This is a genomic window from Bacillus sp. SIMBA_074 (assembly GCF_046534555.1).
GTDB classification, from domain to species: domain Bacteria; phylum Bacillota; class Bacilli; order Bacillales; family Bacillaceae_G; genus Bacillus_A; species Bacillus_A mycoides.
Genome location: NZ_JAWRYM010000004.1, coordinates 268,386 through 287,561 on the forward strand (window position 1 = coordinate 268,386; position 19,176 = coordinate 287,561).

Genomic DNA, 19,176 nt, shown 5'->3' on the forward strand with positions numbered 1-19,176 from the left:
AAATGAAGTATAAGGAAAAGACAAACGAGTATGTTTGTCTTTTTTATCGTCCTATAATACAATTGTGATAGCAAACTAACGTTCGTTATGTAAGTGAAAGGTGGGGTTTCATGTCACTTCGATTTGTGATTGGTAGAGCTGGAAGTGGAAAAAGTACACTTTGTTTACACGAAGTGCAAGAAGAGTTAAAACAGCGCCCAAGAGGGAAAACAATATTATATCTTGTGCCAGAACAGATGACATTCCAAACGCAGCAGGCGTTAATTGGGAGTGAAGATGTAAGAGGTTCTATTCGGGCACAAGTTTTTAGTTTTTCGCGATTAGCGTGGAAGGTGCTGCAAGAAGTTGGCGGAGCGAGTCGTCTTCATATTGATGAAGCGGGTGTACATATGTTGCTTCGTAAAATTGTAGAATCTCGTAAAGATGGACTATCTGTGTTTCAAAAAGCAGCGGAGCAAAACGGTTTCTTTGAACACCTTGGTAGTATGATTGCTGAGTTTAAACGTTACAATGTGACGCCGTCTAACGTATATGAAATGTGGCAACAATTAGACACGCATAGCAGTAGTGCAGAGCAAAAGCTACTAGCGAATAAAGTGTATGATTTACAGTTACTATATGATGATTTTGAACGTGCTTTAATCGGAAAGTATTTAGATTCAGAAGACTACTTACAATTATTAATTGAGAAGCTTTCAGACTCTGAGTATGTAAAAGGCGCGGAAATTTATATAGATGGATTCCATTCATTTTCTCCTCAAGAGCTAGAAATCGTTAGAGGGCTAATGAGATTAGGAACAAGAGTAACAATAACATTAACGATAGATGAAAAAACGTTAGCGCAGCCAGTGAATGAACTAGATTTATTTTATGAAACGACATTAACGTATGAAAAAATAAAACAAGTAGCGCGTGAAGAGAAAATAGAAATTGAAAAAACAATTCTACTTATGGAACAACCGCGTTTTCATTCTCCAGCATTAGCTCATTTAGAAACGCATTATGAAGCGCGTCCGAATGAAAAGTATCATGGTGAAGCGAGTGTAACAATTAGTACAGCAGCTAATTTACGAGCTGAAGTAGAAGGTGTAGCTCGTGAAATTAGAAGACTTGTGGCGGATGAAGACTATCGTTACCGAGATATCGCAGTCCTTCTTCGTAACGGAGAAAGTTATTACGACGTAATGCGAACGTTATTTACGGATTATAATATCCCGCATTTCATCGATGAAAAACGCCCAATGTCACATCATCCGCTAGTAGAATGTATTCGTTCTGCACTCGAGATTATTAGCGGGAATTGGCGTTATGATGCAGTATTCCGCTGCGTGAAAACAGAGCTTTTATATCCATTAGATGTAAGAAAAGAAGCGATGCGCGAAGAGATGGATGAGTTTGAAAACTACTGTTTAGCGTATGGTGTACAAGGGAAGAGATGGACTTCTGAAGATCCGTGGATGTATCGTCGTTATCGTTCTCTTGATGGTGCGAGCGAAATGATAACAGACAGTGAGCGTGAAATGGAAGAGAAAATAAATCGACTTCGCGACGTTGTAAGAACGCCAGTTATTCGTATGCAAAAAAGACTGAAGCGTGCTGGAACAGTTATGCAAATGTGCGAAGCGGTATATTTATTTTTAGAGGAGCTTGACGTTCCGAAAAAACTAGAAGAATTACGTGTTCGTGCAGAAGAAAATGGAGATTTCTTATTTGCGACAGACCATGAGCAAGTATGGGAAGAAGTGATGAATCTTCTTGATACGTTCGTTGAGATGCTTGGCGAAGAGAAGATGTCCCTTTCAATGTTTACGGAGGTTATGTCGACAGGACTTGAGGCACTTCAATTTGCGAACATTCCGCCGTCACTAGATCAAGTGTTAGTTGCTAATATTGATCATTCTAGATTATCAGATATTAAAGCGACGTTCATTATTGGAGTAAATGAAGGAGTGATTCCAGCAGCGCCTATGGATGAAGGTATGCTTTCTGATGAGGAAAGAAATGTTCTCACCGCTGCAGGTGTCGAATTAGCACCAACGACGAGACAAACTTTATTAGAAGAACAGTTCGTTATGTATCAAATGGTGACGAGAGCATCTGAGAAGTTATACATTTCCTGTCCGCTTGCGGATGAAGAAGGAAAGACGTTACTTGCTTCTAGTTTTATTAAAAAAATAAAAAGAATGTTCCCTGATGTGAAAGAATCGTTTATTACGAATGATGTAAATGACTTATCGCGTTCGGAACAAATCTCATATGTAGCAACGCCAGAAGTAACGTTGTCTTATGTCATGCAGCAACTGCAAACGTGGAAGCGATACGGATTTGAAGGCAATTTAGACTTTTGGTGGGACGTATATAACTTCTACGTTACTTCAGATGAATGGAAGCAAAAAAGTAGCCGTGTGTTATCAAGTTTATTCTACCGAAATCGTGCACAGAAACTAAGTACAGATGTAAGTAGGGATTTATATGGAGATACAATTAAGGGAAGCGTTTCTCGTATGGAACTATTTAATCGCTGTGCGTACGCTCATTTTGCCCAGCACGGTTTATCGCTAAGAGAGCGTGATATTTTCAAACTTGATGCGCCAGATATCGGTGAATTATTCCATGCAGCGCTGAAGAGAATTGCAGACAAGCTATTACGTGAAAATCGGACTTGGGCGGATTTATCAATAAAAGAGTGTGAACACCTTTCTGCTTTAGTAATAGAAGAAATTGCACCGTTATTACAAAGACAAATTTTATTAAGTTCGAACCGTCATTTCTATTTAAAGCAAAAACTACAACAAATCATTTTCCGTACGTCACTTATTCTTCGTGAACATGCGAAGTCGAGTGGATTTGTACCAGTTGATTTAGAAGTACCGTTCGGTATGGGCGGGACTGGATCTCTTCCGCCAATGGAATTTGCGTTGCCAAATGGTGTGAAGATGGAAGTAGTTGGCCGTATTGACCGTGTTGATAAGGCGGAAGATGAGAGTGGTACGTTCCTTCGTATTATTGATTATAAATCAAGTTCGAAAGCGTTAGATTTAACGGAAGTGTATTACGGACTCGCACTTCAAATGTTAACGTATTTAGATGTTGTTACTTCAAATGCACATACGTGGATGAAAAAGGGCAGTACTGCATCACCGGCGGGTGTATTGTATTTCCATATTCATAACCCAATTGTTGAGATGAAAGGCGATGCATCTGAAGAAGAAATTGAGAAAGAAATTTTAAAGAAATTTAAAATGAAAGGTCTCGTACTAGGAGATGCTGACGTTGTGCGTTTAATGGATAATAAACTTTCAACAGGAAGCTCTGATATTATTTCTGCTGGTCTGAAAAAAGATGGTAGTTTTAGTGCGCGTTCTAGCATTGCAAGTGAACAAGAGTTTAACGTACTTCAAAAATATGTACACCACTCGTTTGAAAATATCGGAAAAGACATTACAGAAGGTGTTATCGATATTGCTCCTTACAAAAAGGGGAATAAAGCGGCATGTACGTTCTGTAACTTCAAATCTGTTTGTCAATTTGATGAATCACTTGAAGATAACCAATTCCGTACGTTAAAAGATATGAAAGATAGCGAAGCGATGGAGAAAATTAGAGAGGAGGTTGGCGGAGAATGATAGAAAATTGGCCTCAGAAACCAGAAGGTAGTCAATGGACAGATGACCAGTGGAAAGCGGTTGTAGCGAACGGACGTGATATTTTAGTCGCAGCGGCAGCTGGATCAGGGAAAACAGCGGTATTAGTTGAACGTATTATTAAAAAGATTATAAGTGAGGAAAATCCAGTCGATGTCGACCGCCTGCTCGTTGTAACATTTACGAATGCAGCGGCGCAAGAAATGAAAAATCGAATTGGGGAAGCGTTAGAAAAAGTATTAATTGATGGGCCAGGTTCACAGCATATAAGAAAGCAGCTTAGCTTATTAAATAAAGCTTCCATTTCTACAATTCATTCATTTTGTTTACAAGTTATTAGAGGATATTATTACATGCTTGATGTCGATCCTCGTTTTCGTATTGCGAACCAAACAGAAAATGAGTTATTAAAAGAAGAAGTGCTAGATGACATATTAGAAGAAGAATATGGAATCGAAGATAATAGTATTTTCTTTGAACTAGTTGATCGTTATACGAGTGACCGTAGTGACGATGACTTACAACGAATGATTTTAGCGCTTCATACAGAATCAAGAGCGCATCCAAACCCGGAGAAGTGGCTTGATAAATTAGTAGAAGCATACGACGTTGAAGGAAAGACGATTGAAGATTTAGTGTACGCTTCTTACTTATTAGAAGATGTAAAATTCCAGCTTGAAACAGCGGAAAAGCATATTCGTAAGGCGACTGAACTCGCAATGCTTCCTGATGGTCCAGCGCCTCGCGTTGAAACTTTACAAGCGGATTTAGCTTTACTTGGAACGTTATCCTCAGCAGCGCGTGGATCGTGGACAAGCGTTTATGAAGCGATGCAAAATGTATCGTGGCAAACGTTAAAGCGTATTAAAAAAAGTGATTACAACGAAGATGTTGTAAAACAAGTAGATTCTCTTCGTAATAAAGCGAAAGATGAAGTGAAGAAATTACAAGAAGAGCTATTTAGCCGCAGACCCGAAAGTTTCTTACGAGATTTTCAAAATATGCATCCTGTATTAGAAAAACTCGTGAAGCTTGTAAAAGTATTTACAGAGCGTTTCCAAGCGATTAAGCGAGATAAAGGAATGGTCGATTTCACAGATTTAGAGCATTTCTGTTTGCAAATTTTAAGCGAGCAAAGTGAAGGCGGTGAAATGAAGCCATCAGCAGTAGCGCTTCAATATCGTAATAAATTTGCTGAAGTACTAGTTGATGAATATCAAGATACGAACTTCGTACAGGAATCAATTATTAAATTCGTAACGAAAGATTCTGAGAGTGAAGGAAACTTGTTCATGGTTGGTGACGTAAAACAGTCAATCTATCGTTTCCGACTAGCAGAGCCTGGTTTATTTTTAGGAAAATATAAACGTTTCACACAAGAAGGATCGGGCGGCGGAATGAAGATTGACTTAGCGAAAAACTTCCGTAGCCGTCATGAAGTGCTAGCAGGTACGAACTTTATTTTCAAACAAATTATGGGCGAAGAAGTCGGCGAAATCGATTATGATGCTGACGCTGAATTAAAGCTAGGTGCTAGCTATCCAGAAGGTGAAGATGTAGCGGCAGAGCTATTATGTATTCAGCAAACTGAGGAAGAAGTGCAAGACGGTGAAGAAGGTGCCGAAGTAGAAAAAGCGCAGCTTGAAGCTCGTCTTATGGCGCAGCGTATTAAAGCAATGGTCGATTCAGGCTATGAAGTGTATGATCGTAAAACTGATAGTATGCGCCCAGTGCAATATCGTGATTTCGTTATTTTACTTCGCTCCATGCCATGGGCGCCGCAAATTATGGAAGAGTTAAAACTACAAGGCATTCCGGTATATGCTGACCTTGCGACTGGTTACTTTGAAGCGACAGAAGTAAATATTATGATGAACGTATTCCGTGTTATTGATAATCCGATACAAGATATTCCGCTTGCAGCTGTACTTCGTTCACCGATCGTTGGACTAAATGACGAAGAACTTGCGACGCTTCGTGCTCATGGAAAGAAAGGCTCGTTTTATGAAGTGATGAGCTCATTCTTAAAGGGAGCGCCGCTTGAAGAAGAACAAGAATTGCATGATAAATTAGAGTGGTTTTATAACTTACTGCAAGGGTGGCGTGAATTTGCGCGTCAACAATCTCTTTCTGATTTAATTTGGAAAGTGTACGGTGAGACAGGCTATTACGACTTTGTCGGCGGTTTACCAGCCGGAAAGCAAAGGCAGGCAAACTTACGCGTACTATATGACCGCGCAAGACAATATGAAGCAACATCGTTTAGAGGATTATTCCGCTTCTTGCGCTTTATTGAGCGGATTTTAGAACGCGGAGATGATATGGGAACAGCGAGAGCTCTTGGAGAACAAGAAGATGTTGTTCGCATTATGACGATTCATAAAAGTAAAGGGCTAGAGTTCCCAGTCGTATTTGTAGCTGGACTTGGTCGCCGTTTTAATACACAAGATTTAATGAAGCGTTTCTTACTTCATAAAGATTTCGGTTTCGGTTCACAATTTATCGATCCTCGTAAACGAATTAAATATACGACATTATCGCAACTAGCGATTAAGCGTAAAATGAAGATGGAATTAATTGCGGAAGAAATGCGCGTACTATACGTAGCGTTAACACGTGCAAAAGAGAAGTTAATTTTAATTGGAACAGTTAAAGATGCAAATAAAGAAATGGAAAAATGGCTCGATGCAAGAGAGCATAGTGAATGGTTATTACCAGACCATATTCGTGCCGGAGCGTCTTGCTACTTAGACTGGATTGCACCTTCCTTATATAGACACCGTGATAGTGAAATGCTTCTTGAATTAGGACAAGGAAATATTCCAGGCGAAATTTATGAATATAGTGCTAGCTGGAAAGTAGAAGTTGTTGAAGGAAAAGATTTACTTGCACCAGAACCAGTTCAAGAAGAGAAACAAGAGTTATTAGAAGCGCTTCGTGATAAAAAAGCTGTTCCGTTAGAAAGTGAACGGAAAGAAGAAGTGTACGACAGATTGATGTGGGAATACGGTTATGCGGACGCGACATCTCACCGTGCGAAGCAGTCTGTTACAGAAATAAAGAGAAATTATCAATCTGAAGAAGGTAGCGATAACGCCTTTATTAAAAAACTTCGTGCACCAATTAAAACACGTCCGCGCTTTATGGAGAAAAAAGGGCTAACATACGCAGAGCGAGGGACAGCAGTCCATGCCGTTATGCAGCATGTAGATTTGAAGAAACCAATTACGATTGAAGTTCTTCAAGAACAAATTGCAAGAATGGTAAATAAAGAACTATTAACATTTGAACAAGCTGAAGAAATAGCGATTGAAAAGGTAATTTCATTCTTTGACAGTGACTTAGGTAAAAGGGTATTAGCAGCAAAAAGTGTTGAACGTGAAGTACCATTTACGATGATGCTTTCAGCAGAAGAAGCGTATCAAGATTGGCAAGGGAAGAAAGGCGAATCAATACTTGTCCAAGGGGTTATCGACTGCATGATCGAAGAGGAAGACGGAATTACTTTAATCGACTTTAAAACAGATACGATTGAAGGAAAGTTCCCAGGCGGATTTGATCAAGCGAAACCAATTTTAGAAGACCGATACAAAGTACAGCTTTCACTATATGCAAAAGCACTCGAGAAAAGCTTAAAACATCCTGTGAAAGAGAAATGTTTATATTTCTTTGATGGAAATCATGTTGTAAATATTGACGAATAGAGCTTAGAAAGGGGTTATGGATTATGGCGACGTTAAGAACTTGTGATCAAGGACACGAGTACTACAAAAGTAGCGATTGTCCAACTTGCCCAACCTGTGAGAAAGAGAGAAAGCCAAAAGAAGGCTTTCTTTCTCTTCTTTCAGCACCAGCAAGGCGAGCGTTAGAGCGCCATGGAATAACGACTGAAGCAGAACTTTCAAAGTATAGTGAAAAAGAAATTTTGAAACTGCATGGTATAGGGCCAGCATCTTTACCTAAATTGAGAGCGGCTTTAGAAGATAAGGGATTATCATTTAAATAAAAAAACTAATCATTAGCGGGGAGTAGCATCTTCATTAATGATTAGTTTTTATAATCGGTATTAATTAGCTAGATAAACGAGTATAACGAAATCCCATTTTGAAAATCGTAAATCGATGGACAAAACGATTTAAAAGATGGATCAAGAATATAAGCGGATTGATTATAATATTAAGGAAGGAAGTGCAACACGATGGATTTTGAAACAGTAATGCAAGAGCTTGAAACTCTCGGTAAGGAACGAACTAAAAAAATATACATATCCAATGGTGCAAAGGAGCCACTTTTTGGCGTAGCTACAGGTGCTATGAAACCAATCGCGAAGAAAATAAAAATCAATCAAAGTTTAGCTGAAGAGCTTTATGCTACAGGTAACTATGATGCGATGTACTTTGCAGGCATTATTGCAGATCCAAAAACTATGAAAGAATCGGATTTTGATCGTTGGATGGATGGGGTGTACTTTTATATGCTGTCCGATTATGTGGTAGCAGTAACTTTATCAGAATCAGATTTTGCACAAGACGTTGCTGATAAATGGATTGCAAGTGGTGACGAACTAAGAATGTCAGCGGGATGGAGTTGCTACTGCTGGCTTTTAGGGAATCGAAAAGACCATGAATTTTCCGAAAGTAAGATTACCAATATGCTAGAAGTTGTGAAAAATACAATTCACGATGCGCCAGAACGAACGAAATCCGCTATGAATAATTTTCTAAACACCGTGGGGATTTCATATGTGCCGCTACATGAAAAGGCAGTTGAAACTGCAAAGGAAGTAGGCATAGTGGAGCTAAAACGGGACAACAAAAAAAGCAGTTTTCTAAATGCTTACGAAAGTATTCATAAAGAACTTGATAGAGGAAGACTCGGATTCAAACGTAAATATGTAAGATGTTAAAATTAAAAGAAACAGCCCTAGCTCTACACAAAATAGAGCTAAAGCTGTTTCTTTTTTACGCTGTTCCAATTTGATCTTGGTCTGCAACGTCCGAATCAAATGTATTTGTTGCGCTAACGCCGCTAAAAGTGTTGACGACAAATCCGACATTGGAAGCCCCAGAACCGTTATAAGCTTTCGTATTTTCTTTCGGAGACACGTTATAAAAATCTCCTAAGTTGAAAGAGCCGTTACTGTTTTGAACGACGAGATTTCCTACAATCGAAGGCATACCATCCACCTACTTTACTAAGCTTTTTAATTACTATATGAATTATTTAGAGGAAGGTTCATCAGTAATAAATTGGCGGATTTGTAGCGTGCGAGAATTATTAAAAACATAGTCAACATTGCCGATTTGGAAGCACGCGGAATTTAAAAGTGTTCGCAAGTGAACATCATTTACTTCAATAAAAGGGCACTCATTTACAATATTCATTTTTACATCTGTTGTTCGCTTTGGAATTGTAATGTGTTCATCTGTAAAGATTTCAAACGCATCAAAACGACCTTCACCTTTTATATAACAAGGGATTTCTCGATGAACGATAAGCGCTCTATTTTTTAATTCTATTTGATTAGCATCCCCGGCCTGGAAGACAGCTGCAATCCCCATAGAAATGATAGAAACATTTTGTACAATTGAAATATGACGAAGCATAATTTTTCCTCTCCTCAACCTGGAGTCGAAGGGACATCTGTTACTAATGGTACAAATGGTCCCTCTGTAACGGATTCGAATGGTGTATCAAGAATAGAAGAAAGGATGAGGAAGTTTGCATCTCCAATTAAAAATAATGCGGAAGAAGAAACCCCGTTCATTTTAATCTGCCCTACTTTTAACTCGCGGTTCACAACATTTAAATTCATACATACTTACTCCTTTCGGAAATTGCCTGGTATGTGTTGAATAAAGGAAAGAAAGGCTTTGTCAATATCTTGTTTCATCGCTTGAATAATGACGTCTCGTAAATAATCGGGATCTGTGGAAATACCCTCATACGATTGAACTTGTGATAAATAATATGGAAGTCTATGTTCCATCTGTTTTTTTATGTCATCCACCATCATTTGTCGATACATCTCATCAAGCGGCGTTCTCTCTTCTTGTTCAAAATGGAGAATTCGACTATATGCTTCTTCATCTAAATAGCGATGCATTTCTTGAAGGATACCTTGATAAAAGTCTGGATTTATTTCTGTTTCAGGATTTACTTTTAATGTTTCTGTATCTACTTGAAAATCTTCAATTTGTTGTCCTTTTGTTGAAAATGGATTCAAGCCAATATTTAAAGTACCGTTTAAATTTTCTACTTTTAATTGATCGAATTTATATTCCACTTTTCCTATAGAAGAGGAGGGGCGACTTTTTAACTCATTAAGCTCTTCTTGTAGTAGGCGAACTTGCTCTTCGAGATTTAGAATAGTTTGCTGCTGTATTTGGAGAGCTTGCTGAAGTTGGTGTAGGTAAGTGTATATATCTTGATTCATTTTGTGAAACCTCCTTTTCAATAGGGAGGGGATAGTACTGTTATATATTTATGATAAGGATGGTTTAAGAAGAACTAGTTGAAGGTTTAATAGAAATAATTTGTCCTTTCGCACTTAAAGGGCGAAGAGGTTCTGTAAATCCGCCAGTATTTGAGAATTTAGAAAGAGCCTTAATACTACCTGCAGTTCCAATTTGAAAAACGGAAGAGGTCGTAATGCTATCGATTTTAATGCTGTTAATGATGATACTTTGGTTCACATAAAAATTCAATGCAATCGCCTCCTTTAGTTCGAACCGATTATTGCCTGATCAATTCCATCTGAATCATTGACAGTCGTTGAGCTTTGATAATTGTAGACAGAGATGTTATCCCCAACATTAAATGAACCGGCTCCGGCAAAAGCGCGTGAATAACTAATAGGCCTAATCGCAAATACATCTCCAATATGAAAAATACCACTTGATCCAATATTAACGATACGAATATGTCCGACCATAGCTGGCATACAAAACACCTTTCGTTTTTAAAATTTTCTTTTCTATTATTGTATGGGCGTTTTCAATAAAATGTGTATTTTTTTGAAATAAAAGAAACACATACGTTATTGCGTATGTGTTTCGAACATTTGAGTGTGTGTGCAATCTGTGTGTATAGGCCAAACAACATTTAAGAGCCTGTCCAATTCCTGGCTACAATTCACTGTTTTTTGAGAAGTCATTCCGTATCGTTCAGCAAAATAGATCATTTTTTCGCGTTTTTTTTCGATAGCTTGCTCAAACATTGAAATCGGCTCCATCTCTCAATAAATTTTATGTATATATGTAGTACATATTATACAAAAATCCAATAAAAAAGAAACATCTTCGCTAAAAAAAGTATAATTTCTACATTTTATGTCAAATAACGGATGAGGAACAAATGTAAGAATGGTTGAATATTGTAAAAATTAGCGTGTATAAGAAGGTTTTTTTCTTAAGGATGCGAATACAATTAAAGGGTAACTAACTGTTACGATTTATTTAAACAATTATAACCAAAGTTAATTAAATATATCAGTAAGCCCTGCTAGTCAAGTAATTGGCTAGTAGTGAGGGTTAACTGCGGGCAATCCCTAAAGCTGATTGAACTACAACATGGCTAGAAATGGTGAGCGTGAATGTTGCGAAAGCAGAAAAAATCAATCAAATGATTAAGGAGTTGCCTTCTGATGATATTGGCGAAGAAAGTCAGACTGATTCCAACGCCTGAACAAGAAAAAGTGCTTAGAAATCATGCTGGAGCTTCAAGATTCGCTTATAACTATTGTAAAAGAATGAGTGATAGATACTATAAGCTATTTGGAAAATCTGTATCACAGTTAGATTTACAGAAACGATTTACAAAGATCAAGAAGCGAAAGAGATATGAGTGGTTAAATGACATCAACGCACAAGTTCCAAAACAGGCTTCAAAAGATTTTGATAAGGCGAGAAAAAATTCGTTCAAAAAGTACAAAAATGGTTATCACACTTCTTATAAATCCAAAAAAGATTTAATTCAAGGATTTTATGCCAATTATGAAAGACTGATTATAGGAAAGAAAGTAGTTGATATTCAGTCTATTGGAGAAGTGAAAACAAGCCAACAACTACCAAGAAACAAAAAACCATCAAATCCAAGAGTTACATTTGATGGTCGTCACTGGTGGATTAGTGTAGGGTTCCAAGAAGACTTTGAATCACAAGAACTAACCAATGAGTCGATTGGTGTGGATGTTGGTTTAAAAGAGCTGTTTGTAGCTTCTAATGGTACGAAAGAACGAAATATAAACAAAGATGCTAAGGTTAAAAAAATTTTGAAAAGGAAAAAGTCAGCACAAAGAGATATGTCTAGGAGATTTAAAAAAGGTGTAAAATTTCAATCTGCCGGATATGAAAAAGCTAAAATTGAGCACCTTCGGTTATCTAGGAAAATTACTAATATCCGAAATAACCATATCCATCAAGCGACAGCTAACTTGGTGAAAACCAAACCAATGAGGATTGTTGTGGAAGACTTAAATATCTCAAACCTGTTAAAAAACAAAAAATTATCGAAAGCATTTTCATTTCAAAAATTAAACTTCTTCTTTCAATGTTTGTCATACAAGTGCGAGAAGTACGGCATTGAATATGTAAAAGCTGATAAATGGTTCGCTTCAAGCAAGATTTGCGCATGTTGTGGCGTTAAATACGACCATTCAGTTCAACCAGAAGGACAGTGGAGTTTAAAAATACGTGAGTGGCGTTGTGTTGGGTGCAATAGCCATCACGATAGAGATTTAAATGCTTCGATAAATTTATCAAGATGGGTAAAATAAATGCTTGATAATATGAGGTAACGATACTGCCTCGTGTGGAGTGTTATACCCCTCGTCCCTTCGGGGTTGCGAGAACACTTTGAAGCACTAACTTGTGTAAATTTGATTGAATTGTATAGATTTAGTTAAGTTTATCGTATCGGTATGAGTTTTAGGATGGAGAGTGGAAATATTGCGTTTTGTAACGGCGAAGAAAGAAGAGAAGGTATTTGTTGGTATTGTTGATGAAGAGGAAGAAAAGGTACTACATTTAAGAGAAGCGCAAAGACAAAAAGGTGAAAAGGTTACAATCCCAATTACAATGTTAGAGTGTATTGAAAGAGGAAGTGAATGCCTCGCGAAAGTATGTGAAATTGTAAATTGGGCGAAGGAAAACGGAGAAGCGGCGTATTATCCGTTAACAGAGGTGAAAATATTAGCACCGATTCCAAGGCCGAGAAAGAATATTTTGTGCGTTGGAAAAAACTATCGTGAGCATGCAGTGGAAATGGGCGGAGTAGAGTCTATTCCTGAAAATATAATGATCTTTACGAAAGCACCAACAACAGTTATTGGTATAAATGAGAAAATTAATGGGCATCCTCATGCAACGGATGAACTTGATTACGAAGGTGAACTAGCAATCGTTATCGGTAAGCGAGGGAAACAAATAAAAATAGAAAAAGCGCTTGAGCATGTTTTTGGATATACAGTTATAAATGATGTAACTGCTCGGGATATTCAAAGGAAGCATAAACAGTTTTTCCTAGGGAAAAGCTTTGATACGTTTTGTCCGATGGGACCGTATTTAATTCATAAATCGATGGTTAGAACGCCGAATGCATTACACATTGAAACAGTGGTAAATGGAGAAGTAAGGCAAACTTCAAATACGAGAGAAATGATTTTTTCAGTAGAAGAAATTATTTCAACTATAAGTAAAGGCATGACATTAGAGCCAGGAGATATCATTGCAACAGGGACACCAGCTGGTGTTGGTAAAGGTTTTACACCACCGAAGTTTTTACATGCTGGTGATGAAGTTGTTATTACAGTAGAGGGAATTGGTACGTTAAGAAATATAGTGAAATGAAAAAAGAGCTATCTTGTGAAAAGATAGCTCTTTTCTATGGGCGTGGATTAACGGAGTAATCTATGATGGCGAAAATATACAATCCGATTAATGCTAAAGTACAAATTCCAATTAGCATAACTGCAAGTGCGCTTCTCTCACGGCCAAAACCGATAATTGTAAGGAAAACAGCAGCCCAAAATGATGTTTTGAGTAGTGTGAATGTATTAGGAGTTGAATAATGACTGAGTAAAGTTGTAGATAATATGAAGCCGATGAATGTCATAGAAATAAAAATTGTAGCTAAATTGTTAATGTGTTTACCGTATTTCAATAGCATACAGTTACCCCCTTTTAAACGAAAAACAGAATATTCAATTTTATTTTACGATAAACTACTAAAAAAAGAAAGAGGTTGTCCTATATTTAGGACAACCTCACTATGATTAAGATAGTACAGCTTTAATTTTTTGGAACGCCCACTCTAAATCTTCTTCAGAGATTACTAGAGGTGGTGCAATACGAATTACGTTTTCGTGTGTTTCTTTACATAATAGACCAGCTGCTTTTAGTTGTTCACAGTAAGGACGAGCTGGCTCGTTTAATTCGATACCGATGAATAAACCTTTACCGCGAATGTCAGTAATCATTGGATTATCAATTTCTTTTAATTGCCCAACTAGTTTTTCTCCTAATTGAAGAGAACGCTCTGTTAATTTTTCTTCTTCTAATACTTCAAGAGCTGCAATAGAAACAGCACATGCAAGTGGGTTACCACCGAATGTAGAACCGTGAGAACCTGGCTCGAATACACCTAAAATGTCGCTGTTTGCTGCAACACAAGAGATTGGGAATACGCCGCCGCCAAGTGCTTTACCAAGTATGTACATGTCAGGAGTTACATTGTCCCAGTCGCAAGCAAATACTTTACCCGTACGGCCTAAGCCTGTTTGGATTTCATCTGCTACGAATAAAACGTTTTCTTTTTTACATACTTCAAAAGCTTCTTGTAAGAAACCAGCTGGTGGAATGTTAATTCCTGCTTCACCTTGGATTGGCTCTAAAATGAATGCAGCTGTATTTGGTGTAATCGCAGCTTTTAACGCTTCTAAATCACCATAAGGAATTACAATAATGCCAGGAAGCATTGGACCGAAGCCGCGCTTGTACTCTTCGTTTGATGACATAGAAACAGCACCCATTGTACGTCCGTGGAAGTTATCTTCACAAACGATGATTTCTGCACGGTTTGCTTCTACCTTTTTCACATCATAAGCCCAGCGACGAGCTGTTTTAATTGCAGTTTCAACAGCCTCTGCGCCTGTATTCATAGGAAGTACCATATTTTTATTTGTTAGTTTCGCAACTTTTTCGTACCAAGGACCTAATTGATCGCTATGGAAAGCACGAGAAGTTAACGTAACTCGATTAGCTTGGTCAATTAAAGCGTTAATGATTTTTGGATGACGATGACCTTGGTTTACTGCAGAATATGCACTTAATAAGTCCATATAGCGGTTTCCTTCAGGATCTTCTACCCAAACGCCTTCTGCTTTAGAAATAACGATTGGAAGTGGATGGTAGTTATTTGCCCCGTATGTGTCTGTAAGTTCGATAATATCCTTAGTTTGAATCATGATTGTTCCCCCTTTTGTTATTACAAGAAGTTTGTAAATACTCTAAATATTATAGCATTTAAATATAAAAAAGCGAAACATTTCCTGAAAATATATGAACATGTTATCATATAGAGTGAAAAAGTGTGAAAAAGAGGAGGCAGGGATACGATGGTACATATGCATATTACAGCATGGGCGTTAGGATTAATTTTATTCTTCGTTGCGTATTCACTTTATTCAGCAGGAAGAAAAGGTAAAGGTGTACATATGGGGCTTCGCCTTATGTATATCATCATTATTGTGACAGGTTTCATGTTGTACATGAGTATTGTGAAGACGGCAACAGGTAGCATGCACATGTGGTACGGCATGAAAATGCTAGCTGGTATATTAGTAATCGCTGGAATGGAAATGGTTCTTGTGAAAATGAGCAAGAACAAAGCAACAGGGGCATTTTGGGGATTATTTATTGTTGCACTAGTAGCGGTATTTTACCTTGGACTGAAATTACCGATTGGTTGGAAAGTATTCTAATAAAAAATAAAACCACCTTATGATCTCAAATATTTGGGAGATAAGGTGGTTTTTATTTTATGTCGCATCAATATGCAACTCTTCTCCGTTTACTTTCGTAAATCGCAAAATATTTTTATTAGAGGAAGAGTGGCGTACAAAATGATGCTGCAATGTACAAATCATTTCGTCGTTATCGAATAAAAGAATATTTACTCCTTCGCATGCTTCCTCTTTTGGCAAGAAGGATAAATAATTATGACAATACATGCAATCATATAAAGAGTAATTAAGTGATTGCAATGATTCGGTTAATAATGTAAAGACAGAGTCAGGTAATTCCTCAAGCCATTCATTATAGCTAAGAAGTAATTTTTTTCGAATTCGTATCATTTCCCCGTTTTGGAGAGAATGTTGTTCATTTGCAATTTGTAATATATCTTGTTCATAAAAACGAGCTGGTAGCCAATTGTTGTTATATAAAATTTCAAAACCATCTTCAGCAATATCTTCTAATAGAAAAGCCTCATCATTTTCATCATCAAAGAATACCCATTCTTTGTTTATATATTCTACATTACCGACTGTATGAGCGCGCGGTTGGTTATACAAAATGTGTTTGCGTTGTATCATAGTTCATTTCTCCTTTTATAGAAATAGTTATTCTTGTTATGGACAGTTCGTACGTTCTTTATAACTAGACACACCTAAAGATAGATGGGCATACAATAAAACACGCTTTACACTGTGAAACTGCTATTCCATATGTGGATAGTTAGTTATCGTCAAGTTTGTTGTTTTTATGTATCCGCACTCATAGGGTGGGGATTACTGCACGTTCAGAAACAGATATTAGATTAGGAAGGATGATTCTTATGTGCGGGATTACAGGATGGGTGGATTATAAACGCTCATTAGAAGGGGAAAGGGACATCGTGACGAAGATGGCGGAAACGCTAGCGAAACGCGGTCCAGATGATAATAAAGTTTGGATTAAAGGGAACGTCGCATTTGGGCATAAACGGTTAATCGTTGTAGATCCTGAAGGTGGTAAACAACCCATGACTTGTTTAAAAGACGAAACGAGTTATGCGATTTGCTATAACGGAGAGCTCTACAATACAGAAGATATTCGCAAAGAGTTATTAAGAAGAGGTTATACATTTAAAGGGCATTCCGATACAGAAGTACTATTGGCATCTTATATTGAATGGAAAGAAGAATGTGTCGATCATTTAAACGGTATATATGCGTTTGCAGTATGGGATGAGAAAAATGAACGAGTCTTTATTGCCAGAGATCGATTAGGTGTAAAACCGCTTTTTTATAAATATGATAGCGGACGATTATTATTTGGTTCAGAGTTAAAAGCGATACTAGCGCATCCAGATGTGAAGGCGGAAGTAACGTTAGAAGGGTTGTCAGAAATATTTGGCCTCGGACCATCTAGAACGCCTGGTCACGGTGTATATGCTGGTATTCAAGAACTGCGTCCGGGTCATGCAATGACGTTCTCAAAAGACGGTTTATGCATATGGAGATATTGGAATGTAGAAAGTAAAAAACATGAAGATTCATTTGAAGAAACAGTAGAGAAAACTCGTTTTTTATTACAAGATGCGATTACGAGACAATTAGTTTCTGACGTACCACTATGCACTTTTTTATCAGGAGGTGTAGATTCAAGTGCTATCACAGCAATTGCCGCGAAAGAGTATGAAAGATCAGGGAAAGGTCAATTACACACGTATTCTGTTGACTATGAAGATAACGAAAAATACTTTAAAGCGAATGCGTTTCAGCCGAATTCAGATGCGCCATTTATTAATTTAATGACAGAGACATTTCAAACAATCCATCATCGCTGCGTCATTTCTAATGAACAACTAGCACAGTATTTAACAGAAGCAGTACTCGTTCGCGATTTGCCTGGTATGGCAGATATTGATTCTTCATTATTATGGTTTTGCCGTGAAATAAAACAAGATTTTGTCGTCGGTTTATCTGGAGAATGTGCAGATGAAATATTCGGCGGTTATCCGTGGTTTTATAGAGAAGATGATTTACAATCAAGTGCATTTCCGTGGATGCGTTCTACAGAAGCGCGTGAACAACTTCTGAAGAAAGAATGGAGAAATAAATTAAATTTACAACAATATGTACAACGACGCTATGAAGAATCCATTCAAGAAGTTCCTATTTTAGAGGGAGAAAGCCCATTAGAAGCGAAGAGACGACAATTATTTTATTTAAACATGGTATGGTTTATGACAACATTATTAGACAGAAAAGACCGTATGAGTATGGGGGCAAGCTTAGAAGTACGCGTTCCATTTGCGGACCACCGACTTGTCGAATATGCGTGGAATATTCCTTGGGAAATGAAAATGTATAAAAACCGCGAAAAAGGTCTATTGCGTAAGGCGTTAGAAGGATTACTTCCAAATGATATATTGTATAGAAAGAAAAGTCCGTATCCGAAAACGCATAACCCGCACTATACAAAAGCAGTAACAGTATGGCTCCAAGATTTATTAACGGATAAAGGCTCAATTTTGCATGAATTGTTCGATAAGGAGCAATTGAGCGGATTGATCGAGTCTGGCGGCAGTGCATTTCAAAAACCATGGTTTGGTCAATTAATGACTGGGCCGCAGCTTTTAGCTCATTTAGCGCAAATTCATGTTTGGTTTAAAGAGTATGGGGTAAATATTAAGGAATAGGGAAAGAGCGGCTTATATTTATGTGAGCCGCTCTTTTTCTTAAATAAATTGTCATATAAAATTCGAAATCATATTAGAAATAATACTTATTTAGAATTATTATTTTGACGTACTTATTATTGCTTGTTATAATTGGAAACAAATGTTCTTGAAAAAGATTCTCATTTCCAAAATTGAGGTGCTATATAGATGACGAAGAAGAAAATAGGTTTGCTTGTAATGGCATATGGAACACCGGAGTCATTAGATGATGTAGAAGCTTATTATACTCACATTCGTCATGGCCGTAAGCCATCTGAAGAAGCGCTCCAAAATTTAATCGGATGGTATAAAGCAATTGGTGGAATTTCACCGCTTGGGAAAATAATGAAAGAGCAGGCGCATAAATTAACAGATTCAATGAATAAAATGTTTACAGAGTATGAATTTGTTTGTTACTTAGGTTTAAAACACATTGCTCGATTTAGGAGTTTTATCCCGCTATTTGTGGGCAGTAAAACTGCCACCTCAAAATTCAGCTGGAGCAAAGAAGTTAGGTGGGAGATCAACTGCCCGTAAATGCCCGATTGGTTCAACTAATAATCAGTGTGGGATGAACAACCCCCCCACTGATTAAAGTTTCACTTTATATGACACCGATTATGAATGTAAAGTTGTAACTGATGAATTAAATGCCGCATATTTTAGACTAAATATGCCCAATTCACAATCTGTATTTATTGATTGTTTAGCTGAAATTGTTTCCAAAAAAATGAAGGAAATAGTTGACAAGGATTTAATTTTGAATAATAATTAGTTTATAATAATTTTAAATAAATAATAATTACTATGAAGGAAAGAGGAGGATCAC

The 19,176-nt window shown here is 37.3% G+C and carries 18 protein-coding genes and 2 pseudogenes; 10 read left to right on the forward strand and 10 right to left on the reverse strand.

What is annotated here, in order from left to right:
• Window positions 1–110: 110 nt before the first annotated feature.
• The 4 genes from addB to SB773_RS08075 all read left to right on the forward strand — a co-directional run bounded on the left by addB (window position 111) and on the right by SB773_RS08075 (window position 8,550).
• Entirely contained in the window at window positions 111–3,626 is a 3,516-nt protein-coding gene (gene addB, locus SB773_RS08060; RefSeq protein ID WP_410589381.1) for a helicase-exonuclease AddAB subunit AddB, read from the forward strand.
• Window positions 3,623–7,348: a helicase-exonuclease AddAB subunit AddA gene (gene addA / locus SB773_RS08065; RefSeq protein ID WP_410589383.1), complete on the forward strand. Its 3,726-nt coding sequence runs from the start codon at window positions 3,623–3,625 to the stop codon at window positions 7,346–7,348. The genes addB and addA overlap by 4 nt, the downstream gene beginning before the upstream one ends.
• A 23-nt stretch (window positions 7,349–7,371) precedes the next feature.
• Window positions 7,372–7,650, forward strand: a complete 279-nt coding sequence (locus SB773_RS08070; protein WP_328019664.1) for an RNA polymerase alpha subunit C-terminal domain-containing protein — start codon at window positions 7,372–7,374, stop codon at window positions 7,648–7,650.
• Between the two features lie 192 nt (window positions 7,651–7,842).
• The gene (locus SB773_RS08075; protein ID WP_410589385.1) at window positions 7,843–8,550 is read left to right on the forward strand and encodes a DNA alkylation repair protein; all 708 of its coding nucleotides are present in this window, start codon (window positions 7,843–7,845) and stop codon (window positions 8,548–8,550) included.
• 55 nt (window positions 8,551–8,605) lie between these two features.
• On the opposite strand, the gene gerPF is transcribed toward SB773_RS08075, so the two are convergent.
• From gerPF to SB773_RS08110, 7 genes are all read right to left on the reverse strand, one after another.
• Window positions 8,606–8,821, reverse strand: a complete 216-nt coding sequence (gene gerPF / locus SB773_RS08080; protein ID WP_098385040.1) for a spore germination protein GerPF — start codon at window positions 8,819–8,821, stop codon at window positions 8,606–8,608.
• Between the two features lie 42 nt (window positions 8,822–8,863).
• The gene (locus tag SB773_RS08085; protein ID WP_193652768.1) at window positions 8,864–9,250 is read right to left on the reverse strand and encodes a spore germination protein GerPE; all 387 of its coding nucleotides are present in this window, start codon (window positions 9,248–9,250) and stop codon (window positions 8,864–8,866) included.
• 14 nt (window positions 9,251–9,264) lie between these two features.
• Window positions 9,265–9,459, reverse strand: coding sequence for a spore germination protein GerPD (gene gerPD, locus SB773_RS08090; RefSeq protein WP_193652769.1), 195 nt, complete (start codon window positions 9,457–9,459; stop codon window positions 9,265–9,267).
• 6 nt (window positions 9,460–9,465) lie between these two features.
• Window positions 9,466–10,080, reverse strand: coding sequence for a spore germination protein GerPC (gene gerPC, locus SB773_RS08095; RefSeq protein WP_410589388.1), 615 nt, complete (start codon window positions 10,078–10,080; stop codon window positions 9,466–9,468).
• A gap of 64 nt (window positions 10,081–10,144) precedes the next feature.
• Window positions 10,145–10,351, reverse strand: a complete 207-nt coding sequence (gerPB, locus tag SB773_RS08100) for a spore germination protein GerPB (RefSeq protein WP_002116962.1) — start codon at window positions 10,349–10,351, stop codon at window positions 10,145–10,147.
• Between the two features lie 14 nt (window positions 10,352–10,365).
• The gene (gene gerPA, locus SB773_RS08105; RefSeq protein ID WP_410589390.1) at window positions 10,366–10,587 is read right to left on the reverse strand and encodes a spore germination protein GerPA; all 222 of its coding nucleotides are present in this window, start codon (window positions 10,585–10,587) and stop codon (window positions 10,366–10,368) included.
• A 96-nt stretch (window positions 10,588–10,683) separates the two neighbouring features.
• A complete protein-coding gene (locus tag SB773_RS08110; RefSeq protein ID WP_088045458.1) occupies window positions 10,684–10,863 on the reverse strand; it encodes an aspartyl-phosphate phosphatase Spo0E family protein in 180 nt (59 codons plus the stop codon).
• A gap of 426 nt (window positions 10,864–11,289) precedes the next feature.
• Between SB773_RS08110 and SB773_RS08115 the strand changes: the two genes are divergently transcribed.
• Complete coding sequence (locus SB773_RS08115) at window positions 11,290–12,420, forward strand: RNA-guided endonuclease InsQ/TnpB family protein (RefSeq protein ID WP_410589393.1); 1,131 nt, start codon at window positions 11,290–11,292, stop codon at window positions 12,418–12,420.
• Window positions 12,421–12,592: 172 nt separating this feature from the next.
• On the forward strand, window positions 12,593–13,492 hold the full coding sequence (locus SB773_RS08120) for a fumarylacetoacetate hydrolase family protein (protein ID WP_410589395.1): 900 nt from the start codon (window positions 12,593–12,595) through the stop codon (window positions 13,490–13,492).
• Between the two features lie 34 nt (window positions 13,493–13,526).
• On the opposite strand, the gene SB773_RS08125 is transcribed toward SB773_RS08120, so the two are convergent.
• Window positions 13,527–13,811, reverse strand: coding sequence for a hypothetical protein (locus tag SB773_RS08125; RefSeq protein ID WP_000925332.1), 285 nt, complete (start codon window positions 13,809–13,811; stop codon window positions 13,527–13,529).
• Window positions 13,812–13,917: 106 nt separating this feature from the next.
• Window positions 13,918–15,108 (reverse strand): ornithine aminotransferase, encoded by a 1,191-nt coding sequence (gene rocD, locus SB773_RS08130; RefSeq protein WP_000616665.1) that lies wholly within the window; start codon window positions 15,106–15,108, stop codon window positions 13,918–13,920.
• Window positions 15,109–15,258: 150 nt separating this feature from the next.
• Between rocD and SB773_RS08135 the strand changes: the two genes are divergently transcribed.
• Window positions 15,259–15,624, forward strand: a complete 366-nt coding sequence (locus tag SB773_RS08135; RefSeq protein WP_002087025.1) for a YisL family protein — start codon at window positions 15,259–15,261, stop codon at window positions 15,622–15,624.
• Window positions 15,625–15,681: 57 nt separating this feature from the next.
• Here the strand turns inward: SB773_RS08135 and SB773_RS08140 are convergent, their stop codons facing one another.
• Window positions 15,682–16,236, reverse strand: a complete 555-nt coding sequence (locus tag SB773_RS08140; protein ID WP_002140810.1) for a DUF2777 domain-containing protein — start codon at window positions 16,234–16,236, stop codon at window positions 15,682–15,684.
• 242 nt (window positions 16,237–16,478) lie between these two features.
• Between SB773_RS08140 and asnB the strand changes: the two genes are divergently transcribed.
• The 3 genes and pseudogenes from asnB to SB773_RS08155 all read left to right on the forward strand — a co-directional run.
• A complete protein-coding gene (asnB, locus tag SB773_RS08145) occupies window positions 16,479–18,326 on the forward strand; it encodes an asparagine synthase (glutamine-hydrolyzing) (protein WP_410589399.1) in 1,848 nt (615 codons plus the stop codon).
• 189 nt (window positions 18,327–18,515) lie between these two features.
• A pseudogene (locus SB773_RS08150) lies at window positions 18,516–18,791 on the forward strand (ferrochelatase); the annotation flags it as partial.
• A gap of 160 nt (window positions 18,792–18,951) precedes the next feature.
• Window positions 18,952–19,122, forward strand: a pseudogene (locus tag SB773_RS08155) (ferrochelatase); the annotation flags it as partial.
• Between the last annotated feature and the right edge of the window lie 54 nt (window positions 19,123–19,176).